Genomic DNA, 22,276 nt, shown 5'->3' on the forward strand with positions numbered 1-22,276 from the left:
GTACACTGCGTGGGTATTTGACTAAAGTACCCGCTCCTCGACGGCCAGGCTCCTACACACCTCGTAGCCGGGCCGCGACCTTCGAAAAGCCGTCGTGAGCTGCGGAGACAATGTGCGTGCACGCCTCGATAAGGCATTCCCGCGAACCACATTTCGGTGCGGTCGAGTGTCGAGTAGTGACCAGGCAGTGCGCGCTGGCATGAGAGAGGCTGATCACCCTGACCGCACAATCAACCGACCCCGTGGCGCTCGAACACAGCGAAAACGGACCGGCCATGCTTGACACCTCGCACCCGCTGCAAGCCGGTGCGCCCGTCGAGCCCGAAGCTCCCACCTTCGAGTCCTTCGGCGTCAAGCCGGAGATCGTCAAGGCGCTCGCCGAGGCGGGCATCGAACGCACCTTCGCCATCCAGGCGCTGACATTGCCCCTGGCCATGGCGGGCGACGACCTCATCGGCCAGGCACGCACCGGCATGGGCAAGACGCTCGGTTTCGGCGTCCCGCTGCTGCACCGCGTCGAGACCCCCGGCGACGGCACCCCGCAGGTGCTGGTCGTCGTTCCCACCCGTGAGCTCTGCGTCCAGGTCGCCAACGACCTCAAGGGCGCGAGCAAGCACCTGGGCATCCGCACGCTCGCCATCTACGGCGGCCGCCCGTACGAGTCGCAGATCGAGGCGCTGCGCAAGGGCGTCGACGTCGTGATCGGCACCCCCGGCCGTCTGCTCGACCTGGCCGAGCAGCAGCACCTGGTGCTCGGCAAGATCCGCGGCCTGGTCCTCGACGAGGCCGACGAGATGCTCGACCTGGGCTTCCTGCCCGACATCGAGCGCATCCTGCGGATGGTGCCCGAGAAGCGGCAGACGATGCTGTTCTCGGCGACCATGCCCGGCCCGATCATCACGCTGGCCCGCACCTTCCTCACGCAGCCGACGCACATCCGCGCGGAGGAGAACGACGCGGGCGCCATCCACGAGCGCACCACCCAGTTCGTCTACCGGGCGCACTCGATGGACAAGCCCGAGCTGATCGCCCGCGCGCTGCAGGCCGAGGGCCGCGGCCTGTCGATGATCTTCACCCGCACCAAGCGCACCGCGCAGAAGGTGGCCGACGAGCTGGTCGAGCGCGGTTTCGCCGCCGCCGCCGTGCACGGCGACCTCGGCCAGGGCGCCCGTGAGCAGGCGCTGCGCGCGTTCCGCTCCGGCAAGGTGGACGTGCTGGTCGCCACCGACGTCGCCGCCCGCGGCATCGACGTCGACGACGTGACGCACGTGATCAACTACCAGACGCCGGAGGACGAGAAGACCTACGTCCACCGCATCGGCCGGACCGGCCGCGCCGGCAAGACCGGTGTCGCGGTCACACTCGTCGACTGGGACGAGGAGCCGCGCTGGAAGATGATCTCGGACACGCTCGGCCTCGACAAGCCGGAGCCGGTCGAGACGTACTCGTCGTCGAAGCACCTGTTCGAGGACCTGGGCATCCCCGAGGGCACCACCGGCCGCCTGCCGCTGGGCCAGCGCACCCGCGCGGGTCTCGGCGCCGAGGCCGAAGAGGACTTCGGTGGCAAGAAGCGTGGCCGTGGCGGCCGTTCCGGCCCCGCGCCTGCCGACGCCGAGGCCGCGCCCAGGAAGCGTGCCCGCACCCCGCGCAAGCGCACCCGTGGTGGCGCCGACGCGGCAGCCGCGATCGAGGCGGCCGACGCCGCCGCGAAGACCGGCGAAGGCGAGACCGGCACCGAGCCCGGTGAGGCGAAGACGCGCACGCGCCGTCGCACCCGCAGCGCGGCCGCGGGACCCGCCGTCGAGGCGTCCGGCCCGGCAGCGGAGAAGGAGACCGGCGAGAACGGTGAGCGTCCCGCGCGCCGTCGGCGCCGCCGTCGTCCCGCCGGAGCGTCGGCCGCTGGAGCAAACGCCCCCGAAACAGAGTAGTTTTTATGCTCATTCTTTCAGATGAGCACTGTCAGATGAACGCCGTCAGGCCGTCCCGGCCTGGCGGCGCTCGTACTGGCGGGCCGACAGCTGAGGGCGGGGAGTGGGCGTGAGCGAGCCCCTTGACGGTGGCAACGACGGCGGCAGGCATCGGCATGACCTGCCGGTGCTGGACTACGGCATCGAGGACGTACTCGCCAACCAGGGAGCGACGCGCGCGGCGCCCAAGCACGCGGTCAAGGCACGCAAGTCGCCGTGGAACCGCAAGCGGGACCGGCTGACCGCGCTGGGCATCGCGGTGGCCGTGCTGGTCGCGGCACTGGTCAACTGGCTCACCAGTGACAACCGGGCGACGAGTTCGACCATGGCGTCGCCACCGGCCGGGCTCTCCGAAGCACCGCAGGCGGTGCCCGGTTCGCTGACCGAGATCTGGCAGGCGCCCAGTTCCGCCACGCCCGTGCCGATCGGCGAGGGCAACTCGGTGGTGACCGCGGACGGCAGCGAGGTCGACGGCCGCGACCCGCAGACCGGCGAGATCCGCTGGCACTACGCGCGTGACCTGCCGTTGTGCACGGTCGCGGTGGCAGGCGCGCGCGTCAACGCCGCGTACCGCAAGGACACCGGCTGCAGCGAGGTCACCCAGCTCGACCCCGGCACCGGGCGCCGCACCGCGCAGCGCAACGGCGACGCCGAGCTCGGCACCCAGCTGCTGGTCGACGGCAACCACACCACCACGACCGGCAAGAAGCTGCTCAACGTCTGGCGCGAAGACCTCGTCAAGAGCATGGAGTACGGCGAAGTACCGGCCATCGTGAACCCGCAACGGCAGCCGCGCACCGGCTGCACCTACGGCTCGACCGCGGTGGGCAGCGGCAAGGTCGGCGTGATCGAGCGCTGCGCCGGCGACCCGGCCGACCGGTTGACCGTCTTCAAGGACACCGGCGACGACGCGGACGCACCCAAGGTCGTGTTCAGCTCGGTGCTGGCGGGCAAGTCCGCGAAGGTGATCGCGATGACCGGCGACTTCACGGCGGTCGCACTGCCCGAGCAGAAACTTCTGGTCATCTACGGCGCCGACGGCAACCAGCGCTCCGCGTACCCGTTGCAGCTCCCCGATTCCGACCTCGCGCAGGACCCGCCGGGCGGCGCGATGATCACCTCGCGCACGCAGGACGCGATCTACTGGTTCACCGGTTCCAAGACCATGGCGCTGTCCGCCGAGGACCTCACCCCACGCTGGTCACTGGAAAACGCGACCGGTCCCGGCATCACCTTCGCCGGTCAGCTCGTGGTGCCGATCAAGGGTGGGCTCGCGGTGCTCAATGAGGACAACGGGTCCACGATCAGGACCGTCGGCGTCGACCGCCGCGGCTACACCGGTCCGGTGCGGCTGGCTTCCGTCGGCCCCGTGCTGCTGGAGCAGCGCGGCGACACCCTGGCGGCGCTGCGCTGATGTTCACCAGTCCCTATGGGCCGATCGCCCAGCTCAGCACCCCGCCCGGTGACGCCGTCGCGTTGCTCGTGCCCGGTTACACGGGCTCGAAAGAAGACTTCACGCCCTTGCTGGACGGTTTCGCGGCCGCGGGTTTCCAGGCCATCGCGATCGACCTGCCCGGCCAGTACGAGTCACCAGGCCCCGAGGATGAGGCCGCGTACTCCCCGAGGGCACTCGGCACGATCGTCGCGTCGGTGATCGCGAGCTTCGACCAGCCGGTGTTCCTGCTCGGCCATTCCTATGGCGGCTTGGTCGCGCGCGGCGCGATCCTCGCGGGCGCGAAGGTGGCCGGCCTGACGTTGATGGACACCGGCCCCGGCCCGCTCACCAGCCTGCCTCGCCTGGAAGCGTTGACACTGGGCGAAACCCAGCTCCGCGCCGGCGACGTCGAGGGCGCGTACGCGATCCGCGACCAGGTCCAGTCCCGGTTCCCCGGCTGGGTCGCGCTCGACGAAGAGCTGAAAGCCTTCTACCGCAAGCGTTTTCTCGCGACCCACCCCGCGTGCCTGCTCGGTATGGGCCACTGGCTGCGCTCCGAACCCGACCTCGTCGACGAACTGACGCTCGCGCTAGGCAAGACCCCGAGCGTGGTCATCACCGGCGAGCACGACGACGCCTGGTCCGTCGCGGAGCAGCAGGAAATGGCGCGCCGCTTGAATGTCCCGTTCCTCAAGGTCCGGGGCGCGGCCCACTCCCCCAACACCGAAAACCCGGCCGAGCTACTCGCCCAGCTCATCCCACTCTGGCGAACCTGGCTCAAGCTCGGCTAACCCCAAGCGCGTTCACGTGAACGACGCTTTCACAACGTTGAGCGTTGCGAAAGCGTCGTTCGCATCGTGCGAACCGGGTGAGCTAGGCCCACCAGAAGAGCCACACCGCGACCACGGTGATCACGAGCACCGACAAGGCGGCCACCGCGGCGGGTCCGCCGCGGTGGCGGTCGGCGTAGCGCTGGGCCAGCAAGGCGAGTCCGGCCGCGATGAGGTGGCCGAACAAGGAGAACGCGCCGGGGCCGTTGATCTCGGTGAAGAGGCTGAGGACGCCCGAGCAGGTGACGCCGAGCGCGAGCAGGACGAGGCCTGCCGCGACCGATCCGCTCAGGCCGCGCCACCAGCGGCCGGTGGGCCGGGGCGGCTTGCCGCCGGAGCCGGGTTCCGGTGAGGGCATCGGCGTCGTGGCCGTTTCGGATTCCGTCACCAGCGCGTCCTCTCCTTGTGCCCGGTCATGGCGCGAGCAGGTCCCATGGCTGCGAGGCGGGGGCGGCCTGCTGGCCCGCGGCGCAGCTGGGCCGGAAGTCGCACCATGAGCAGTGCTTTCCGGTTCGGGCGGGGAAGAGCTCTTCCGCGTCGCCACCGGCTGCCAGGGTATCCGTCGCCGCGCGCAGGTCCTCGGCGGACTCCTCGGCGCGCTTGAGCTGGCGCTGCAGGCTCTCGGTGCTGTGCTCGGCGGTGGCGACCGTGCCGGACGGCAGGTGGTGCAGCTCGACCTGGTGGCATGGCTTGCGCAGGGTGCGCGACGCGGCGACCGCGTACAGCGCCAGGGCCTGCGAGTAGCGGGCGTCGTCGTCATCCGGCGGGCGGCGGCCGGTCTTGTAGTCGACGATCACGAGCTCACCCTCGCGCAGGTCGATGCGGTCGGCCCTGCCTTCGACGATCATCGTGGGCTGGGCGCCCGGCTTGCCGCTGACCGGCGCGGACACCCAGCGCTCGACGCCGATCGGGTCCTCGCTGAGATCGTGGCGCTCGACGTACTCGGTGACCCAGCCCTTGGCGCGGGCGCGATACGTCGCGGCCTGCTCGGCGTCGGCGAAGCCGTTGTCCTTCCACTGCTCGGTGACCAGCACGGCGGCCCGCTGCGGCGAACGCTTGGCCGCGGGCAGGTCGAACAGCGCGCGCATCGCGTTGTGCACCACGGCGCCCAGCGTGCTGTGCGCCCACGCGCCGGTGCGCTGCGGCTGCGGGCGGTCCAGATACGTCATCCGGTACCGACGGCGGCAGTCCTCGAAGGTGCCGAGCTTGGCGGGCGTCACCTTCACGAGTTTGCGTGGCTGTTCGACTCCGAAATCGAACCCGAGTTGGTCCATGCCGCCAACGCTACGCACACCCACCGACACTTTCGGAGAGGGCCTAGGTCCCTGCGATGAAGCCCTTGACCGAGTTCGCGATCAGCTCGACCGCGATGGCGGCCAGCAGCAGACCGGCGATCTTCGCCACCAGCGTGATCCCGCTTTCCTTGATCAGCCTGATCACCACGCCGGAATAGCGCATGCAGAGATAAATGAAGAAGTGCACGACCAGGATCGCCAAGCCCAGCGCCACATACGCGCCGGCGTGACCGTCCGCCTGCCGCACGAACACGATGGTCGCCGCGATCGCACCAGGACCGGCCAGCAGCGGCGTCCCGAGCGGCACGAGTGCGACGTTCACGTCGTCGCCCGCCGACTCGGACTCGCCGCCGGTCTGCCCGGTCAGCAGCTGCAAAGCGATGAGCAGCAACAGAAGACCGCCCGCGCCCTGCAGCGCGGGGATGCCGATGCCGAGATACGACAGGATCGCCTGCCCCGCCACCGCGAACAGCGTGATCACCAGCAGCGAGACCAGCACGGCCTGCCGCGCGGCGCGCGCACGCGTCGCGACCGGCTTGCGGCCGACGAGACTGAGGAACACCGGCACCGTGCCGGGCGGGTCCATGATGACGATCAGGGTGATCGTCGCGCTCATGAACAGCTTCGCGTCGAAGAAGTCGGTGATCGCCATGGTCAGCCCACCACTACCGAAGAGCCGGTCGCCCGCGAGACGAGTTCCTCGTAGGCGCGCGGATCGGTCGTCTCCGCGCCGATCTTGGTCGGCTTGTTGGTGCCGTGGTAGTCGCTCGACCCGGTCACCAGCAGGCCGAGATCCGCGGCGAGGCCACGCAGTTCCGCCCGCGTCGGCGCGTCGTGGTCTGGATGATCGATCTCGACCCCGGTGAGGCCGTGCGCGGCGAGGCCCGCGAGTGTCTCCGGCCGGATGACCGCGCCCCGCGACCGCGCGAACGGGTGCGCGATGACCGTGACGCCGCCCGCCGCGGCGATCATGTCGATCGCTTGCTCGATCGGGGTGTCCTCGCGGCCGACGTAGTAGCCGCTGCCCTTGGCGAGGTAGCTGTCGAAGGCCTGGCTCACCGACGCGACCAGCCCGGCGCGCATCAGCGCCTGCGCGAGATGCGGGCGCCCGCCCGCGGCGTCCGGCGGGAGCCGGTCCATCACGTCGTCGGGGTCGACGGGCAAGCCGTCCGCGGACATCTTCTCTGCCATGCGGCGCAGCCGGGTGCGTCGCTCACTCCGCAGCCGCGTCTGCTCCCGCATGATCGCGGGTGAAGCAGGATCGAAGAGGTACGCGAGCAGGTGGACGCTGATCTGCCGCCCGGTCACCGGATCGGCCGAGACGGTGGACAGCTCGGCGCCGGGCACCAGCGTCAGGCCTGGTGGAACCGCCTTCGCGGCCTCCGCCCAGCCCGCGGTGGTGTCGTGGTCGGTGAGCGCGACGACGTCGAGTCCGGCCTTGACGGCGGCCTCGATCAGCCCAGCCGGGCTGTCGGTTCCGTCAGACTCGTTGGAGTGGGCGTGCAGATCGATGCGCATTACGACCATTGTGGACGATGCGGTACGTCACAGCGACCCCGGGACCAGGCGTTTAGCCGACCGCTTTCTTGCCTCGGGCGGCACGCTGCGCCTTGATCATCGAGAACCGCTCCTGCTGCTTCTGCTTGTCGCCGAAGACCAGCTCGGAGATGGTGTCGTAGAACTCCTCCGGGCGCGGGAGGTAGTCGATGCGGTTGAGCGCCTGGATCTGACCGGCCGACTCGACGATCATGGTGCCGTAGCCCATCATGCGGCCGGTCGCCGTGCGCTCGTAGGTGAGGTCGGTGACCTTGGTGATGGGCATCATCAGCACCTTGGTGGTGAACACCCCGGTGGTCATGACGAACCGCTTGTCCGTCACCACCAGCCGTTCGACCCACCACTCCATCACCACGTACGCGAACCGCAGGATCACCAGCAGCGCGACGTACCAGAGGATGTTCTGCACCAGCCACATCGAGGGCGGCAGCAGGTAGGACACCAGCACGCAGATCGCCAGCAGCGCGGCGGCCTCGAAGGTGTCCCACAGCAGGACGGCCCAATGACGGCGGATCCGGATGACCCGCCGTTCGGTGTCGAGTAGGTACTCGTCGGGATCGCGTGGGGCGAACATCAGCCCAGACTATCCGCAGATACCTACGCGAAGACGCCGCTGACGAAGCTGATCACCGATTCGGCGGCACTCCGGAGGAAGCCGATGATGTTGTTGACAAGGCCTGCCGCCTGTCCAGGCTGGGCGATCACGAAGAAGAGAACCAACGCGACACCAGCGAATACCGCGAGCTTTTTCGCGTTCACAACGATCAGTCCCGTCTGTTGAGCCGACAACCCGAAAACATCTAGCTGCTCACTTTGTACCGCACCGCGCTCACACACGGGAGGAATGTCCCGCGCTTGGGTCAGCGGCTGCGGTAAAGCGTACCTCACGGCTACTCTCCGTGTACAGGACAGTACTTGTCAGTACGTCATCTGGATAAGCTCGTTCTATGACGGCTACGCCATCCGGCAGCGTGCGCTGCGTCGGCGGCATCCTGCTCGACCCGGCGCGGGGATTACTGCTGATCAAGCGCGCGAACGAGCCGGGACGCGGACTGTGGTCCGTTCCGGGCGGCCGCGTCGAACCCGGCGAAACGGACACAGAAGCCGTGGTCAGGGAGCTGCGCGAGGAGACGGGGCTGGACGTGATCCCCCGCACACTCGTCGGCACGGTCACGCGTGGTCCGTACGAGATCCACGACTACGCCTGCGACGTGGCGGGCGGCCTGCTCCAAGCAGGTGACGACGCCAGTGACGCGCGCTGGTTCACCCTCGAAGAGCTGGGTGAGTTTGATGATCGCGGCGCCCTCGCGGACCGCCTGCTGGTCACGTTGCGCGACTGGGACGCCCTCCCGGCGCCCGCCACCCGTCCTGTTTAAACCCTTCGCGCTAGTCCCATCACCGGATGTGACCGGCTGGCTACCCGAGCCAGGTCATGCGCTGGCCGTGGGGAGCCGTTCGCGCCAACGCACGAGCGTTCGCCCGGCCGTCCGACCACGACGTCAACCCCAAGGTGCACATCGCGCCCGCGCCTTCGAACGCCAGATCGTCGCGGCCGGGGAGCACGTACTTGAGCGCGCCTTCATAAGCCTCTTCGCTCACCCACCACAGTGGGCGAGTTCCCGCGAGTGCCGCGAGCGCGTCGATGAACTCTTCGCGTCGATCCGGGAAATAGGTCAGGACGTGGCTGGTGATCACCACGAGCGGCGCGTCGGCAGGCAGCCGGTCGACGGCGACGCCGAGGTCGTCGATGGCATCGCCGGTGACGAGCTGCGGCGGGTACTTCCGCTGCGCGGCGGCCGCCGAGCGCAGGAGGCGGATGCGGTCCGGCTGGTCGGCCCACACGCACGCTTCGAGCCAGGCGAGCTCTTCCTCGTCGTCGGCGTCGACCGGCGCGCGGTCCAACCCGACCGAAGCGATCACGTTCAGCTTCTTGGGCAGCTTCGGCAGCACGGCGCCGGGCGCGAGGTCGAGCGCGCAGTGCAGGCCGACCGCGGCCTTGGCGGGGCCCGCGGTGAGCTGCTCGCCGCCATCGGCCTGGTAGCGGTAGGAGAACTTGTCGAGCCCGAGCAGCAGCCCTGCACTGCAGCCGACCTCGAGCAGCGCGATCTTGCCGCCGGCTTCCTTGGCCGCCTGCGCAACGGCCGGATACAGCAGCGCGGCACGGCGGACCTCGTTGGTCTGCGTGTAGCGCGACGCGATGATCTTGCGGGCCTTGTCCTCCCGGCTGAGCAAGAACTCACGGAAAAGGGGCCAGGTCTCGCTGTCGACGCCGTCGAAGCCGCCGAGTGAGGGGTAGTACCGCGAGAGCGGGTGGATGGGGTCGGCCTGGATCAGCCGGTGCGCGGTCGCCATCAGCAGCGTGCCGCGAGCCTCGCCGTCACGCGCCGAGGTGAGCAGGCCTGCGATCTCGTCGTCCTCGGACGCCTTGGTCGCGAGGTGCTCGTACAGCGGCGAGACGACGCCGCCGGCCTCTTTCACCGCGAACGACCGGATCGCGTCCTTGATCTCCGCTAGCCCCACCATCGAACGGTCCCCTCTTTACGCGTGCGGAACCGGACGGCCAGGCTGTTCGCCGCCCCTGGCATCACCATAGGACCGCTTCGGCACCATGACCTTGCGACGGAAGACACACACGATCGTGCCGTCCTGCTTGTAGCCACGCGTCTCGACGTAGACGACGCCACGGTCGTCCTTGGACTTCGACGGCGTCTTGTCGAGCACCTCGGTCTCGCCGTAGATGGTGTCGCCGTGGAAGGTCGGCTTCACGTGCTTGAGCGATTCGACCTCGAGGTTCGCGATCGCCTTACCTGACACATCCGGCACGGACATGCCAAGGAGCAAGGAATAAATGTAGTTCCCGACCACGACGTTCTTGCCGAACTCCGTGGTCTCCTCCGCGAAGTGGGCGTCCATGTGCAGCGGGTGGTGGTTCATGGTGAGCAGGCAGAAGAGGTGGTCGTCGTACTCCGTGACCGTCTTGCCCGGCCAGTGCTTGTAGACGGCACCGACCTCGAATTCCTCGAAATATCGCCCGAACTGCACCCAAACCTCCAAGGCGGAGTAACGCCGCGAGAGCCTGCGGCGACAGCCACTTATGTTGAGGAGTACCCTCAACCATTGGTGTTCGCTCGTCAACGCGACCATCACCACTTCAGGCCCTTAGGAGGTGAGGAACACAGATGAGTAGTGGCGATAGTCCGCTCCCTAGTAGTCCCAGCGTTCCCACCTCTCTGGCCGGTCTCCCCGGTTTCTGACCCCGGCTTTCCGGGAACGCTGGTAGTGCCGGCCAGGCCGGCACGTCGTCTGTGCGCACGCCCGGGAGGTCGTGCGCGGTCGTGCACGACACAGCCAGGAGATCCCATGCCTGCGATTCCTTCACTCGGCGGCCTGCGAGGCCGTGGCAACGGCAAGGCCAAAGGCACGCCTGCCGAGCGGCCGATCCCCGTCCCGCTCTCGGCGTACGTCGTCGACTGCGCGGTGTACGTGGACGGCAAGCGCCTACCTGGGCGCTGGACGCACGCCGAAGCCATCAAAGAGGTGCGCAAGCGCCGTGACGGCTTCGTGTGGATCGGGCTGCACGAACCGGACGCCGAGCAGATCCAGGGCGTCGCCGAGACGTTCGGGCTGCACGAGCTGGCCGTCGAGGACGCGCTCGAGGCGCATCAGCGGCCGAAGCTGGAGCGCTACGACGACACGCTGTTCATGGTGCTCAAGACCGTGCGGTACGTCGAGCACGAGTCACCGACCACGGCGAACGAGATCGTCGAGACCGGTGAGCTGATGGCGTTCCTCGGCCGCGACTTCGTGATCACCGTGCGCCACGGAAACCACTCCGGGCTGGCCAGGCTGCGCCGCGAGATGGACGAGGAGCCGGAGCGCCTCGCACTGGGCCCTGCCGCCGTGCTGCACGCGATCGCCGACCACGTGGTCGACCACTACCTCGATGTCACCGAGAGCATCGAACAGGACATCGACGAGATGGAGACGCAGGTCTTCGCGCCGCGTTCCCAGGTCAGCGCCGAGCAGATCTACTTCATGAAGCGCGAGGTGCTGGAACTGCGCCGCGCGGTCATGCCGCTCAAGACGCCGTTGCAGCGGCTCGCCGAGGGCTACAGCAGGCTGATCCCCGACGAGGTCCGCTCGTACTTCCGTGACGTCGACGACCACCTCACCACGGTTTCGGAGCGGGTGGTCAGCTTCGACGAGCTGCTGACCACGCTGGTCGACGCGACACTGGCGAAGATCACGCTCCAGCAGAACACCGACATGCGCAAGATCACCGCGTGGGCCGCGATCATCGCCGTACCGACGGCGCTCGCCGGCATATACGGGATGAACTTCGACTACATGCCCGAGCTGCACTGGCAGTTCGGCTATCCGCTGGTGGTGGCCACCATTCTGGGCATCTGCCTGCTGCTCTACCGAATATTCCGAAAGAACCAGTGGCTCTAACTGTTTCTTTCCACCCGGTCGAGTTACAGGAGTTCTGTCATGCCGAAGATTCTGCTCAACCTCAAGTTCTGGGCACTCGCCGTCGGCGTCGTGTGGGTCATCGTGATCACACTGGTCATCATGAAGGACCCCGCGTTCGCACACGGCGTGAAGTAGCGCCCATGCCCTTATCCTGGGCTTATGGTCAAGGCACTGGTGGTCGCCGACGAGGTCGACGAGCGACTGTGGACAGACGCCGTCCGCGGTTTCCCGGTCGACCTCGTGATCGGCGCCGGTGACCTGCCGTTCAAGTATCTGGAGTTCCTGGCCAGCGCGCTGGACAAGCCGTGCGTGTTCGTGCCAGGCAATCATGATCCGGATCTGAGCGGCTTCACCCGCTACGGCGGACTGTCCATGAAGGACGGTTTCCCGGTCGAATGGCCAGGACCGCAAGGCGGGATCAACGCCGACGGGCGCGTCGTGGACATCGCGGGCCTGCGCGTCGCCGGGCTCGGCGGGTCGATCAGGTACAACGACGGGCCGAACCAGTGGACGCAGCGCCAGCAGGCGCGCCGGGCACGGAAACTGGTGCGGCGCGCGGAATGGAAGCGGCACCGCGACGGCCGGGGGGTCGACATCCTGCTCACGCATTCGCCGCCGCTGCATCTCGGCGACCGTGACGATCCGCCGCACCGCGGTTTCGACTGCCTGCACCGCACGATCGCGCGCCTGCGCCCGAAATGGTTGCTGCACGGGCACATCCACCCGCACGGCGAGGCCGTGCCCGATCGCGTGGCCGGCTCGACGCGGCTGCGCAACGTCGTCGGCCACCAGGTGATGGAGTTCTCGATATGAGCAGGGACACCGGTTTTCCCCGCGCGGACGCCGAAGCCGACTTCCTGCGCGCCCGCCGCCGCCAGGTCATGTCCCGGCTCGCGAAGTGGCTGCGCGGCGAGCCCGACGACGTCAACATCATGTTGCCGTTCAAGGAGGTCGTCGACGCGCTCGGCTATATGAGCGAGCGCCGGATCGGCACGCGGGTGATCAAATTGGACTCGATCGTCGGCAGCGTGGACCGGGGACGCGATTTCGACCGCCGGTTCCGGCCGACCTCGGGCCGGGTGCGTGAGCGCTGGGAACGCCTCGCGCTGGCGGCGCGGCGCGGCGAGTCGATCCCGCCGATCGAGGTGTACCGGATCGGCGACCTGCACTTCATCATCGACGGCCATCACCGGGTTTCGGTGGCGCACGCGATGGGGATCCGGGCGATCGAGGCGGACATCGTCGAGGTGCGGACCAAATTGGACCCGAGCGGCATCCGGTACCGGGGCGACCTGATCGTCAAGGACTACCGCAGGCTGTTCCTGGAGCGGGTGCCGCTGACCGGCCAGTCGCGTGCTTCGGTCGTGTTCAGCGACGCATGGGACTACTCGCGGCTCGGCGAGCACGTCGAGGCGTGGGGCTTCCGGCTGATGCAGGACGAAGGCGTCTTCTCCGACCGCGCGACCATCGCGAAACGGTGGTACGACGAGGAATACGAGCCGGTGGTCGGGATGATGCGGCAGGCGGACCTGATCGGCGAGCGGACCGAGGCCGAGGCCTACCTGTGGGTCGCGTGCGAGCGGTACCGCTTGATCCGCACCCATCGCTGGGACGACGACGTGATCGAAGCGGTCCGCTCGCAGAAACGCTGACCTGTCTAGACGTGGACCACTGTCGGCGCGCCTTCGAGTTTGGGTGCGCCGGGCTTGAGCAGCAGCCCGGTGATCACGGCACCGGCCACGAAGATCACGCCTGCCCAGGTGAACGCGGTCGTGTAGCTGTGCACGGCGGCCTCGGCGGCCAGCTGCTGGGTCGGCGCCTTGCCCTCGATGAACGAGGTCGCGGCGTTCGCGGCCAGTGTGGACAGCAGCGCGGTGCCGATCGAGCCGCCGATCTGCTGCATGGTGTTGACCGCGGCCGACGCGACACCCGCGTCATGCTCGTCGACACCGAGTACCGCGACGCTCATCGCAGGCGCCATCGCCAGTCCGATACCGACGCCCATCACCATGAGCGGCAGCAGCACGCCGCCGGTGTAGGTGCTGGTGGTGTCGATCGCGCTGAGCCAGAACAGGCCGGCGGCGGCGATCACCATGCCGGTCGGCACCAGCGGCCTGGGACCGACGCGCGGCAGCAGGATCGTGGTCGCGGAGGTCGCCGCGATCATCAGCGTGGCGACCATCGGCAGGAAGGCGACGCCGCTTTCGACCGGGCTGAACCGCAGGTTCTGCTGCACGTAGAAGGTCAGGAACAGGAAGATCGCGAACATCCCGATGGCCAGCAGGAACATGGCCAGGAACGAGCCGCCGCGGTTGCGGTCGAGCAGCACTCGCATCGGCAGCAGCGGGTGTTCCGCGCGCTGCTGGATCATCACGAACGCGGTCAGCAGCACCAGGCCCGCGGCCAGGAAGCCCCAGACCGAGGCGGACGACCACGAGTCGCTCTGCGCGTTCGAGAAGCCGTAGACCAGCGCGAACAGGCCGGCGGACGCGGTGATCGTGCCGGGGATGTCGAGCTTCGGCCGCTTCTCGGACGGCTGGGACTTGAGCAGCACGGCCGCGCCCGCGAAGGCGATCACCGCGAAGATGATGTTGACGAACATGCACCAGCGCCAGTCGAGGTACTCGGTGAGCACGCCGCCCAGCAGCAGCCCGAGCGCGGCCCCGCCGCCGCCGATCGCGCCGAACACGCCGAACGCGCGGCCGCGTTCCTTCGGGTCGGTGAAGGTGGTGGTCAGCAACGAGAGCGCGGCGGGCGCCAGCAGCGCGCCGAAGACACCCTGGGCCGCTCGCGCGATCAGGAGCATTTCGATGCCGTTCGCGGCGCCGCCGATGGCCGAAACGACCGCGAAGCCCGCCAAGCCGACCATGAGCGCGTTCTTGCGTCCGAACAGGTCAGCGACGCGGCCGCCGAGCAGCAGCAGGCTGCCGAACGCGAGCGCGTACGCGGTGACCACCCACTGGCGCGCGTCGTCGCCGAACCCGAGGCTGTGCTGCGCCGACGGCAGGGCGATGTTCACCACGGTGGCGTCGAGCACGACCATCAGCTGGGCGATGCCGATCACGGCCAGGATCGCCCACCGGCGGGCGTGATGCGGGTTCTCCGAATGGTGGGCAGGTGGTACGGCGACAGCCGTTGCTGAGTCAGGCATGAAGTGATGTCCCTTATGTGGAGTAAGCGTCTCCCCTTATGTAGATCAATGTACACACTAAGCGGAGAAGGCGTCTCTACTTTGCTAGACTGGAAACCATGACACGGGACACAGCTCCCGTCGCACGGACGCGGCCGCTGCGGCGAGACGCCGAGCTCAATCGCCGCCGGATCATCGCCTCGGCCCGCGAGGTCTTCGGCCAGCGCGGCCTCGACGCGACCCTCGACGACATCGCGCACCACGCCGGACTCGGCGTCGGCACCGTCTACCGGCGCTTCCCGAGCAAGGAGCACCTGGTCGAGGCGATGTTCGCCGAGCGGCTCGAAGAGGTCCGCCTGCAGGCCGAGGAAGCGCTGCTCAACCCGGACCCGTGGGACGGCTTCGCGAGCTTCGTCTGGAAGATCGTGGGACTGCAGGCCGAGGACCGGGGCCTGCGCGAGGTGATGCTGTCCAACGCCTTCGGCCACGCGCAGGTCGCGGAGGCGAAGGAGCGGATGATCCCGGTCTGCACCGAACTCGTCGAGCGCGCGAAGGCCAGCGGCAAGCTGCGCGCGGATTTCGCGCCGACGGACCTGCCGCTGATCACGCTCATGATCGGCTCGGTCGCGGAGTACACCCAGCTCGCCGAGCCCGGCCTGTGGAAGCGCAGTCTCGGCCTGCTGCTCGACGGCCTGCGTGGCGCGCCCGGCGCGCCGTCCGAGCTCGCGCACGAGCCGCTCGACACCGAAGCGCTCGACAACGCGATGTGCTCCTGGCGCAAACGCGGCTCGTGAGCGAGCCTTTCGGCCGACCGGAACCGGTCATTCAGCTGAGGTGACGCGGTTCGCCACCAGGCCACGCTGGACGTATGCGTAGTGGACTAGTGGCATTCGCGGTCGTCGTGCTGGCATTGACGGCGGCCTGCGGTGGGCGGACCTGGCAGGTCCGCATGGAAGTCGACGGCCCGGGGACGGCGAAGGTCGTGTCGAGCCTGGCAGGCGAGTCGAAGAACCCGGAGCCGGTGGAGCGGCAGCTGCCATGGCAGCGCGACTCGCCGGTCGGCGCCGGGTTCAACAACATCAGCGTGCGCGGGGGCGCTCCGGGGACCGTGTGCCGCATCTTCGTCGACGGCAAGCTCGTGAGTGAGCGAGCCGTCGACGCGAGCGGGGCCGCCGACTGCGCCGCGGCGACTCAGGAATGAGGTCAGTCCGACTCGGGGATGGCCACCCACAGGACCAGGTACAGGATGAACTGCGGCCCGGGCAGCAGGCAGGACAGCAACGCGAGCAGGCGGACCGTGCCCGGTTTCATGCCGAAACGGCGGGCGATCCCCGCACAGACGCCGCCGAACACGCGGCCGTGGCGAGGTCGGGTGAGCCTGGTGGTGGTCGTCGTGGTCATTTCGAACTCCTTGTCGGTTGGTAACACCGACTTTGCCCGTTCCGCGCCACTCGCGGCATCAGGCTCCACACCGATCTTTTTCCCCTAGGGGTCCGCCGATGCTGCGAAGCGGCGGGTTTCTGCGTACCGTCATAATCGATGTCCACCTTGTGGGGAATCTCTTTCGACGCCGCCCCGATTTCCGGCCTGGTCGTTGAGTTCGTCAAGACCGCGCGCCTGTTCCGGGATCGAGGCGTTCGCGTGCGCCTCGACCTCGGCTATGACATCAAAGCGGACAAGAACGCGTTCTTTCGGCCGTACACGGACGAAAGCGCCCACTTGCCCGGCTGGGTGCGCCTCGACCGCGTTGACGGCGTCGAGCGGCTGGACGGGTACACCGCCGACTTCGTCACCGAGATACTTCAAGGCGTGGTTCAAGGTGGAAATAAGCTGCCACCGCGTGCCGAAACCCTCACTGAGCAGCTGAAGGACCTACTGCTGGCGACGTGGTCCAGTGCGGACGTTTCGTCCGTGATCGTCGAGAACGGGACACTGCCGGAGAACGTCATCTACACGAAGGCGCTCTACCTGGCCATCGAGGAGTACGGCAGACGCAAGGGCCTCGGCCGGTTCGTGTTGTGGCGTGACCACGACCTGATGTGGCAGAGCGAACCCGGCACCGGCAAATACGGAGAGTTTCCTTATCCCGGCACCATTCGGCCGCGTGAATCCCCGTTCATCCACTATGTGGTCCAACATCAGGACGCTTTGGACCACATGCTGGAATGGGTGCCGGGACTGACGAACATTTCCGTGCTGCCCAACACGTTCAGTCACATTCCGCTGCCGAGAAACCCGCGTTTCCGGAGCGCGCACGGCATTCCCGATCACGCCCCGCTCATCGCCCGCTGCACGCGGATCATCCCCCAGAAACGGATCGACCGTGATCTGCACCTGCTCGCCGTGCTCACCGGCCGGGTCGACGCCTACCTCTTCGTGGCAGGCGACATCGGCGAAGCACCCGACGAGTACGCGAAGCTGACCAGACTGGCCGAAGACCTCGGAGTGCGCGAGCGCGTGGTCTTCGGTGGCAAGCTCGCGCCTCGCGAGACGGTCTCGCCGAACGGCTATTCCGTGCGTGATCTGCTCGCGCACGCGGACATCGTCTCGTTCCTCACCTCCTACGACTACGAGAGCTACGGCAACCCGATCGGCGAGGCCATCGCGTCGGGTGTCCCGTACCTCACTTCGCGGTACGAGTTGTACGACACGGTGTACGGCTCACACGGCTTCCGGGCGCCCGTACTCGACATCACCATCCACGACCTGCCCACCGAGTCCTTCGTGGCCGAGGTGGCGGACCTGTTGCTGGACGAAAGGAAACGTGCCCAGATGGCGGAGTTCAACCACCGGCTCGGCGAGCGGCACTTCGGCCGTGACCGCGCGGAGGAGGCGCTGGCCGCGCTGCTGCCCGCCCCGATGGGCGAGCGGACCAGGATGAGCGTGGTCATCCCGGTGTTCAACGAGGCGGCGAACCTGCCGTCGGCGCTGGCGTCGCTCTACGACCAGCGCGACTCCGGCGGCATGCCGCTCGACCACGCGCTCTACGAGATCGTGCTGGTGGACAACAACTCCACCGACGACACCACCGAGGTGGTGCGCGCGTTCACCGCCGCGCACCCCGACCTGGCCGTCCACCTCATCCCCGAGCCGGAGCAAGGCCCGGCCTGCGCGCGCAAGACAGGGATGGACTTCGCCGCCCTCCGCAGCCGTGGCCGCGAGGACGGCGCCCGGTTCTATCTCGTCGGCGCCGACGCCGACTGCCGCGTCGCACCCGACTGGCTCGGTGAGCTGTTCGCGGCCATGGAGTCGAGCAAGGCCGCGATCGGCGTCTGCGACTACTACTACGCGGCGGAGCACTTCACGCACCGGCCACGGCTCTGGACCGAGATCCAGAAAACGTTGCGCTGCCGTCAGGTCACCTTCTCGCTGTTCGGCGGCTTCCCCGACGGCAAGGGGTTCGCGGTCGACCGGGACGTCTACGACCAGGTCGGCGGGATCGAGATCTTCTACCAGCTCTCCGGCGGCCGGTTCGTCAACCATCTCTCGGACGACTGGGACTTCGGGATCAAGGTGCGCGCGTCCGGTGAGGACATCGTGTACGCGCCGAAGTCGCGGGTCGAGATCAACCCGAGGCGGGTCAACCACGCGATCGAGGAGGTGATCACTGGCCGCGCCTACGGTTCGGACGGGGTGATCGTCATGCGCGACATCCGGGTGGCGGATCCGGTCGTCGACCTCGAAGGCGACCTCACCGAGGCGGAAGCCTTACAGGCGTGGGAATTCTCGATCAAGGACTTCACGCCGAAGAACGTGATCCTGCCGGTGCTGCTCACCCCGTCACTGCTCGACGACGCCGGAGTGATCGAGTTCTTCGGGCCGTCGCTGGCGAAACGGCTCGCCCAGCGGATCGCGGAGATCACCGAGGAGATGCGGATCGTCGACTTCACGCCGATCCACGCGTACAAGACGCCCTCGTTCCGGCTGTACTTCGAGTTCGCGGACGAGATCTTCGCGCGGCTGCGCGAGACCGTCGGCGAGGACATCGGGTATCCACCGCCACTTCCGCCTTGCCTGGCCGAAGTGCCGGCGGAACGGTTCACCGAGTTAGTCCACTACTACTGCGAGGACAGGGAATCCGGCGAAGCGCACAATTATTTCGGAAACGGCGGGGTGTTCTGAATGGACTATGTGGAAGCGCTTACTTCCTTACGCGAGACGGACACCGGCTACCCGGTTCCCGAGGTGTCGCAGTCACTCACCGCGCCGGTCAACCGGCATCTGCTCGACTACGTGACCGAAGACCCGTTCGGCGCGCATGTCTTTCCTGGCAACGAAACGTACTCGACCGAGGACTTCCTCGACGACCTCGGCAAGCAGCTCGCCGACACCGCGCCGATCCACCTGTGGTCGTACATCCCGACGTGCGCGTACCGCTGCCGGTTCTGCCAATACCCGGTCGTGCTGGTCAAGGGCGCGGTCGCGGACGACAAGGCGACACAGTGGGTCGACTGGAACATCCGCGAGGCGGAGCTCTGGCTCAAGCGGGTGCCGAACCTGCGTGACGCGCCGGTGGGCGAGTTCAACGTCTTCGGCGGGACACCATCCCTGCTGCCCGCCGACGCGATCCGGCGGCTACTCGACTTCTACCGCGAGAACTTCGGGTTCACCGAAGACACCACGATCCGGTTCGAAGGCGACCCCAGCACGTTCACGCCCGAAAAGCTCGAACTGCTGCGCTCGCTGGGCTGCACGAAGCTGTCGAGCGGCGTCCAGTCGTTCGACGACGAGGTATTGCGGCAGTGCGGGCGTGAGCACAGCTCGCAAATGTGCGTCGACTTCCTGCGTAACGCGAAGGCGTTCGGCTTCGACTGGTACAGCATCGACCTGATGTACGGGCTACTCGACCAAACCGTCGACAGCGTCCGCCGCGACCTCGACATCGTCCTCGAACACGAGCCGCCCGCGGTGGTCTGCACGAAGCTGCACCTGAAGTCCTACACCGACACCAGAACCGGCGTGGCGGGCGTGCAACCCGCGGCGTGGCAACTGCCGGACTATCGCGACAAGCTCGTCGGCCAAGGTCATCGCTGGCCACCACTCGGCGAGCAGTACCAGATGCGCGCACTGCTCACGGATGGCTTGCAGGCGGCGGGTTATCGCGAGTACCCGACGATGTACTTCGCGCGCGGCGCCGAGCCGGAGAAGTGGAAGGCCATCATGGTCGACCAGGACAAGCAGGAGGCCGAGGTCGCGATCGGGCTCGGTGGCAGTTCGAGCTGCCGGGAGTCGGAGGCCATCACCGACGTGCACTGGCAGCGGTACTCCCATGCCGTCGACGAAGGCCGGATCCCGCTCGGCTCGGCGACCCGGTTCTCGCCGGAGGCCCAGGAGTCCCGCGCGATCAAGATGGCGCTGACGACGCTCGCGCCGGTCCGGGATTCGCTGCACAGGGCGCGGTTCGGGCGTTCACTGTTCGACGAGCCGTGGCTTTCGCGGTTCCGCTCGCTGGCCGAGCGCGGGCTGCTCGTGCTCGAGCCCGATCAGATCTCGTTGACCACCAACGGGAAAACCCTCGTCGAGGCCATCATCAACACTGAGCTGTGAGGACTCGTGAGTGTTTTCGCCGGTTAGAACCGGCCGTACCACTCACGAGTCCTGCTAGCGGGAGACGACTTGGGCGAGCACGGCGCGGAAGACCTCCGGGTCGATCGCGGCGGGCCGCTCGGCCAGCCAGTCGCCGATCTCGATGACGAACTGCTCCGGCGTCATCAGCAGGTCGGCGTCGGCCGTCACGACTCCGGCGCGGTTGGGGTAGATGAGCAGCGCGCCGATGACCTCGACGTCCGGGAGCAGGCGTTTGTACTCGGCGATCGCCTCCGGCAGCGAGCTGGAGCCGCCGCGGAACCGGTTTCCGTTGCGGTACAAGGACTCTTCGTCCATCTCGTAATGTCCGGGCGGCCAGGACTTCGACTGGACGAGCACCAGCCGCCTGCCGACGAGCACGGCGTGGTCGATGTCGGCGAACACCGAGCCCGGCAGCGCGAGGCTGTGGAAGATCCGCACCTCGGGCAGCTGGGTGAAATACCGTCGCAGCAACTCCGCCGTGCGGCGCTCGCCGATCTGGTCCGCGTCGGCGCCGACCCGGCCGAACTCGGTCGTGGTGCCGAACTCGGCGGAGATTCCGCGCTCGGTGCGCACGTCGGCGACGTAGCCGCGCGCCAGCCACGCGGCGCTCCCGGCGACCACGACCACCAGCAGCACCCAGACGCCCCAGGCCATCGGCACGAACAGCAGCAGCACGCCCGCCACCACGATCAGCCACGGCGCGTGCCCGTTCCCCTCGCGCTGCGCGCGCCGTGACGCGGGCCTGGCGACCAGGTCCCACCACGGGATGACGTCGGGGTCCAGCACCACCGAGGGCGGCTCGAACGCGGGATCGGCGCCGAACTCGCGCCGCCGCGTGCGGACCGGCGAGCGTGGCCGTGGCGGGGCGATGACGTCGCCGGGCGCGCGGTCGTAGACGGCGCGTTTGGCCGGGTCCGACAACGTTCCGTAAGCCTCTTGGAGCAGCCGGAAGGTACCGGCGGTGCCCCCGGCGTCGGGGTGCATCGACTTGGCCAGCGCCCGGTACGCGGACTTGATTTCCGCTGGTGAGGCCGTTTTCGCCAGCCCGAGCAGCTCGTAGTAGTCGAACCCCTGCACGGCGTGAGCCTACGCGGCGTTGACATGTGACCTTTTGGTCACCTATTCTCGGAGCGTGTCCGACGACGACTTGGTGTTCAAGGCCTTGGCCGACCCCACGCGTCGCCACCTGCTTGACCAGCTCTTCGAGCGCGACGGCCGCACGCTCACCGAGCTGGAGTCGGAACTGGAGATGACCAGGTTCGGTGTCATGAAGCACCTGCGCCTGCTGGAGGAGGCGGGCCTGGTCACCACGCGCAAGGAGGGCCGGGAGAAGCGGCACTTCCTGAACCCGGTGCCGATCCGGCTGATCCACGACCGGTGGATCGACAAGTACACGGAGCACCACGTCTCGGTGCTCGCCGACCTCAAACGAGAACTGGAAGCCGATCATGACTGAAACCGTCACCGAGACCCGTACCCAGCAGGTCTACCGGATCTACATCAAGGCCACCCCGCAGGCGGTCTGGGACGCGATCACGAAGCCGGAGTTCACGGCGAAGTACGGCTACACCGGGCTGGTCGACTACGAACTCAGGCCAGGCGGAAAGTACGTCACCCGGTCGACGCAGGAGTGGCTCGACATGGGCATGCCCGAGGTGATCGTCGACGGCGAGGTCATCGAGGCCGACCCGCCCCGCAAGCTCGTGCAGACCTGGCGGCTGGTCATGTCGCCCGAGATCATGGCCGAGGGCTTCACCAAGCTCACCTACGAGATCTTCGAGACCAAGGCGGCGGGCACCCGTCTCACGGTCACCCACGACGTGACCAACGCGCCGGCGACCGCCCGCATGATCGCGGGCACCGACGAGGACGAGACCAACGCGGGCGGCGGCTGGGCCTGGATCCTCTGCGACCTCAAGTCGCTGCTGGAGACCGGCTCCAACATCGCCGGCTGATCCGGGGTTGAGAAAAGCCCGAATGTGGCTTTCGTCAGATGCGATCTGACGAAAGCCACATTCGGG

24 protein-coding genes are annotated in these 22,276 nt (G+C 67.9%); 13 read left to right on the top strand and 11 right to left on the bottom strand.

Going from position 1 to position 22,276, the window contains the following annotated elements; translation table 11 throughout:
* Nucleotides 1-275 precede the first annotated feature (275 nt).
* The 3 genes from ACFV15_RS13660 (at nucleotide 276) to ACFV15_RS13670 (ending at nucleotide 4,193) form a co-directional block, all read left to right on the top strand.
* Nucleotides 276-1,928 carry a DEAD/DEAH box helicase gene (locus ACFV15_RS13660; RefSeq protein ID WP_378350552.1) on the top strand — a complete coding sequence of 551 codons (1,653 nt, stop codon included), beginning with the start codon at nucleotides 276-278 and terminating at the stop codon, nucleotides 1,926-1,928.
* A 166-nt stretch (nucleotides 1,929-2,094) separates the two neighbouring features.
* Nucleotides 2,095-3,381: a hypothetical protein gene (locus tag ACFV15_RS13665; RefSeq protein ID WP_378350669.1), complete on the top strand. Its 1,287-nt coding sequence runs from the start codon at nucleotides 2,095-2,097 to the stop codon at nucleotides 3,379-3,381.
* Entirely contained in the window at nucleotides 3,381-4,193 is an 813-nt protein-coding gene (locus ACFV15_RS13670; protein ID WP_378350554.1) for an alpha/beta fold hydrolase, read from the top strand. Before ACFV15_RS13665 ends, ACFV15_RS13670 begins: the two co-directional genes overlap by 1 nt.
* A gap of 82 nt (nucleotides 4,194-4,275) precedes the next feature.
* Here ACFV15_RS13670 and ACFV15_RS13675 read toward each other — a convergent pair whose 3' ends face one another.
* Genes ACFV15_RS13675 through ACFV15_RS13700 form a run of 6 tightly spaced genes read right to left on the bottom strand, consistent with a single transcriptional unit; the run spans nucleotide 4,276 to nucleotide 7,972 of the window.
* The gene (locus ACFV15_RS13675; RefSeq protein WP_378350555.1) at nucleotides 4,276-4,620 is read right to left on the bottom strand and encodes a hypothetical protein; all 345 of its coding nucleotides are present in this window, start codon (nucleotides 4,618-4,620) and stop codon (nucleotides 4,276-4,278) included.
* A 25-nt stretch (nucleotides 4,621-4,645) separates the two neighbouring features.
* Entirely contained in the window at nucleotides 4,646-5,506 is an 861-nt protein-coding gene (locus ACFV15_RS13680; RefSeq protein ID WP_378350556.1) for a RecB family exonuclease, read from the bottom strand.
* A 43-nt stretch (nucleotides 5,507-5,549) separates the two neighbouring features.
* Nucleotides 5,550-6,179, bottom strand: a complete 630-nt coding sequence (locus ACFV15_RS13685; protein WP_378350557.1) for a MarC family protein — start codon at nucleotides 6,177-6,179, stop codon at nucleotides 5,550-5,552.
* Between the two features lie 2 nt (nucleotides 6,180-6,181).
* A complete protein-coding gene (locus ACFV15_RS13690; protein ID WP_378350558.1) occupies nucleotides 6,182-7,045 on the bottom strand; it encodes a PHP domain-containing protein in 864 nt (287 codons plus the stop codon).
* A gap of 52 nt (nucleotides 7,046-7,097) precedes the next feature.
* Nucleotides 7,098-7,658, bottom strand: a complete 561-nt coding sequence (locus ACFV15_RS13695; protein ID WP_091299419.1) for a PH domain-containing protein — start codon at nucleotides 7,656-7,658, stop codon at nucleotides 7,098-7,100.
* A 23-nt stretch (nucleotides 7,659-7,681) separates the two neighbouring features.
* On the bottom strand, nucleotides 7,682-7,972 hold the full coding sequence (locus ACFV15_RS13700; protein WP_378350677.1) for a hypothetical protein: 291 nt from the start codon (nucleotides 7,970-7,972) through the stop codon (nucleotides 7,682-7,684).
* A gap of 59 nt (nucleotides 7,973-8,031) precedes the next feature.
* On the opposite strand from ACFV15_RS13700, the gene ACFV15_RS13705 reads away from it, so the two are divergent.
* Complete coding sequence (locus ACFV15_RS13705) at nucleotides 8,032-8,460, top strand: NUDIX hydrolase (RefSeq protein ID WP_378350559.1); 429 nt, start codon at nucleotides 8,032-8,034, stop codon at nucleotides 8,458-8,460.
* A gap of 40 nt (nucleotides 8,461-8,500) precedes the next feature.
* Here the strand turns inward: ACFV15_RS13705 and ACFV15_RS13710 are convergent, their stop codons facing one another.
* Nucleotides 8,501-9,607, bottom strand: a complete 1,107-nt coding sequence (locus tag ACFV15_RS13710; protein WP_378350561.1) for a DUF2332 domain-containing protein — start codon at nucleotides 9,605-9,607, stop codon at nucleotides 8,501-8,503.
* Between the two features lie 15 nt (nucleotides 9,608-9,622).
* On the bottom strand, nucleotides 9,623-10,126 hold the full coding sequence (locus tag ACFV15_RS13715; protein WP_378350562.1) for a MaoC family dehydratase: 504 nt from the start codon (nucleotides 10,124-10,126) through the stop codon (nucleotides 9,623-9,625).
* 318 nt (nucleotides 10,127-10,444) lie between these two features.
* Between ACFV15_RS13715 and corA the strand changes: the two genes are divergently transcribed.
* The 3 genes from corA (at nucleotide 10,445) to ACFV15_RS13730 (ending at nucleotide 13,209) form a co-directional block, all read left to right on the top strand.
* A complete protein-coding gene (gene corA, locus ACFV15_RS13720) occupies nucleotides 10,445-11,536 on the top strand; it encodes a magnesium/cobalt transporter CorA (RefSeq protein ID WP_378350564.1) in 1,092 nt (363 codons plus the stop codon).
* Nucleotides 11,537-11,716: 180 nt separating this feature from the next.
* Nucleotides 11,717-12,370, top strand: a complete 654-nt coding sequence (locus tag ACFV15_RS13725; RefSeq protein ID WP_378350565.1) for a metallophosphoesterase — start codon at nucleotides 11,717-11,719, stop codon at nucleotides 12,368-12,370.
* Nucleotides 12,367-13,209, top strand: coding sequence for a chromosome partitioning protein ParB (locus tag ACFV15_RS13730; RefSeq protein WP_378350566.1), 843 nt, complete (start codon nucleotides 12,367-12,369; stop codon nucleotides 13,207-13,209). The genes ACFV15_RS13725 and ACFV15_RS13730 overlap by 4 nt, the downstream gene beginning before the upstream one ends.
* A 5-nt stretch (nucleotides 13,210-13,214) precedes the next feature.
* Here the strand turns inward: ACFV15_RS13730 and ACFV15_RS13735 are convergent, their stop codons facing one another.
* Nucleotides 13,215-14,708, bottom strand: a complete 1,494-nt coding sequence (locus ACFV15_RS13735) for an MFS transporter (protein ID WP_378350568.1) — start codon at nucleotides 14,706-14,708, stop codon at nucleotides 13,215-13,217.
* Between the two features lie 98 nt (nucleotides 14,709-14,806).
* Between ACFV15_RS13735 and ACFV15_RS13740 the strand changes: the two genes are divergently transcribed.
* Both ACFV15_RS13740 and ACFV15_RS13745 read left to right on the top strand, forming a co-directional pair.
* A complete protein-coding gene (locus ACFV15_RS13740; protein WP_378350569.1) occupies nucleotides 14,807-15,481 on the top strand; it encodes a TetR/AcrR family transcriptional regulator in 675 nt (224 codons plus the stop codon).
* A gap of 74 nt (nucleotides 15,482-15,555) precedes the next feature.
* A complete protein-coding gene (locus ACFV15_RS13745; RefSeq protein WP_378350570.1) occupies nucleotides 15,556-15,888 on the top strand; it encodes an MmpS family transport accessory protein in 333 nt (110 codons plus the stop codon).
* 2 nt (nucleotides 15,889-15,890) lie between these two features.
* Here the strand turns inward: ACFV15_RS13745 and ACFV15_RS13750 are convergent, their stop codons facing one another.
* A complete protein-coding gene (locus tag ACFV15_RS13750) occupies nucleotides 15,891-16,088 on the bottom strand; it encodes a PspC domain-containing protein (protein WP_091299451.1) in 198 nt (65 codons plus the stop codon).
* Between the two features lie 138 nt (nucleotides 16,089-16,226).
* On the opposite strand from ACFV15_RS13750, the gene ACFV15_RS13755 reads away from it, so the two are divergent.
* Both ACFV15_RS13755 and ACFV15_RS13760 read left to right on the top strand, forming a co-directional pair.
* The gene (locus ACFV15_RS13755) at nucleotides 16,227-18,809 is read left to right on the top strand and encodes a glycosyltransferase (protein ID WP_378350571.1); all 2,583 of its coding nucleotides are present in this window, start codon (nucleotides 16,227-16,229) and stop codon (nucleotides 18,807-18,809) included.
* Complete coding sequence (locus ACFV15_RS13760) at nucleotides 18,810-20,234, top strand: radical SAM protein (protein ID WP_378350572.1); 1,425 nt, start codon at nucleotides 18,810-18,812, stop codon at nucleotides 20,232-20,234.
* Between the two features lie 54 nt (nucleotides 20,235-20,288).
* On the opposite strand, the gene ACFV15_RS13765 is transcribed toward ACFV15_RS13760, so the two are convergent.
* The gene (locus ACFV15_RS13765; RefSeq protein WP_378350573.1) at nucleotides 20,289-21,332 is read right to left on the bottom strand and encodes a DnaJ domain-containing protein; all 1,044 of its coding nucleotides are present in this window, start codon (nucleotides 21,330-21,332) and stop codon (nucleotides 20,289-20,291) included.
* Between the two features lie 55 nt (nucleotides 21,333-21,387).
* Here ACFV15_RS13765 and ACFV15_RS13770 point away from each other — a divergent pair, with 55 nt between their 5' ends.
* Nucleotides 21,388-21,711 carry an ArsR/SmtB family transcription factor gene (locus tag ACFV15_RS13770; protein ID WP_378350574.1) on the top strand — a complete coding sequence of 108 codons (324 nt, stop codon included), beginning with the start codon at nucleotides 21,388-21,390 and terminating at the stop codon, nucleotides 21,709-21,711.
* The gene (locus tag ACFV15_RS13775; protein WP_378350575.1) at nucleotides 21,704-22,210 is read left to right on the top strand and encodes an SRPBCC family protein; all 507 of its coding nucleotides are present in this window, start codon (nucleotides 21,704-21,706) and stop codon (nucleotides 22,208-22,210) included. The genes ACFV15_RS13770 and ACFV15_RS13775 overlap by 8 nt, the downstream gene beginning before the upstream one ends.
* The last annotated feature ends 66 nt before the right edge of the window (nucleotides 22,211-22,276 follow it).

The sequence above is a fragment of the Amycolatopsis sp. NPDC059657 genome, from assembly GCF_042734395.1.
Lineage (GTDB): Bacteria > Actinomycetota > Actinomycetes > Mycobacteriales > Pseudonocardiaceae > Amycolatopsis.

Bases quoted from the DNA above. Each gene is read 5' to 3' on its own strand.
- ACFV15_RS13750 (WP_091299451.1), bottom strand. From the start codon at position 16,088: ATGACCACGACGACCACCACCAGGCTCACCCGACCTCGCCACGGCCGC.
- ACFV15_RS13660 (WP_378350552.1), top strand. From the start codon at position 276: ATGCTTGACACCTCGCACCCGCTGCAAGCCGGTGCGCCCGTCGAGCCC.
- ACFV15_RS13745 (WP_378350570.1), top strand. From the start codon at position 15,556: ATGCGTAGTGGACTAGTGGCATTCGCGGTCGTCGTGCTGGCATTGACG.
- corA (WP_378350564.1), top strand. From the start codon at position 10,445: ATGCCTGCGATTCCTTCACTCGGCGGCCTGCGAGGCCGTGGCAACGGC.
- ACFV15_RS13725 (WP_378350565.1), top strand. From the start codon at position 11,717: ATGGTCAAGGCACTGGTGGTCGCCGACGAGGTCGACGAGCGACTGTGG.
- ACFV15_RS13710 (WP_378350561.1), bottom strand. From the start codon at position 9,607: ATGGTGGGGCTAGCGGAGATCAAGGACGCGATCCGGTCGTTCGCGGTG.
- ACFV15_RS13740 (WP_378350569.1), top strand. From the start codon at position 14,807: ATGACACGGGACACAGCTCCCGTCGCACGGACGCGGCCGCTGCGGCGA.
- ACFV15_RS13685 (WP_378350557.1), bottom strand. From the start codon at position 6,179: ATGGCGATCACCGACTTCTTCGACGCGAAGCTGTTCATGAGCGCGACG.
- ACFV15_RS13730 (WP_378350566.1), top strand. From the start codon at position 12,367: ATGAGCAGGGACACCGGTTTTCCCCGCGCGGACGCCGAAGCCGACTTC.
- ACFV15_RS13695 (WP_091299419.1), bottom strand. From the start codon at position 7,658: ATGTTCGCCCCACGCGATCCCGACGAGTACCTACTCGACACCGAACGG.
- ACFV15_RS13670 (WP_378350554.1), top strand. From the start codon at position 3,381: ATGTTCACCAGTCCCTATGGGCCGATCGCCCAGCTCAGCACCCCGCCC.
- ACFV15_RS13680 (WP_378350556.1), bottom strand. From the start codon at position 5,506: ATGGACCAACTCGGGTTCGATTTCGGAGTCGAACAGCCACGCAAACTC.
- ACFV15_RS13760 (WP_378350572.1), top strand. From the start codon at position 18,810: ATGGACTATGTGGAAGCGCTTACTTCCTTACGCGAGACGGACACCGGC.
- ACFV15_RS13775 (WP_378350575.1), top strand. From the start codon at position 21,704: ATGACTGAAACCGTCACCGAGACCCGTACCCAGCAGGTCTACCGGATC.
- ACFV15_RS13735 (WP_378350568.1), bottom strand. From the start codon at position 14,708: ATGCCTGACTCAGCAACGGCTGTCGCCGTACCACCTGCCCACCATTCG.
- ACFV15_RS13755 (WP_378350571.1), top strand. From the start codon at position 16,227: ATGTCCACCTTGTGGGGAATCTCTTTCGACGCCGCCCCGATTTCCGGC.
- ACFV15_RS13705 (WP_378350559.1), top strand. From the start codon at position 8,032: ATGACGGCTACGCCATCCGGCAGCGTGCGCTGCGTCGGCGGCATCCTG.
- ACFV15_RS13690 (WP_378350558.1), bottom strand. From the start codon at position 7,045: ATGCGCATCGATCTGCACGCCCACTCCAACGAGTCTGACGGAACCGAC.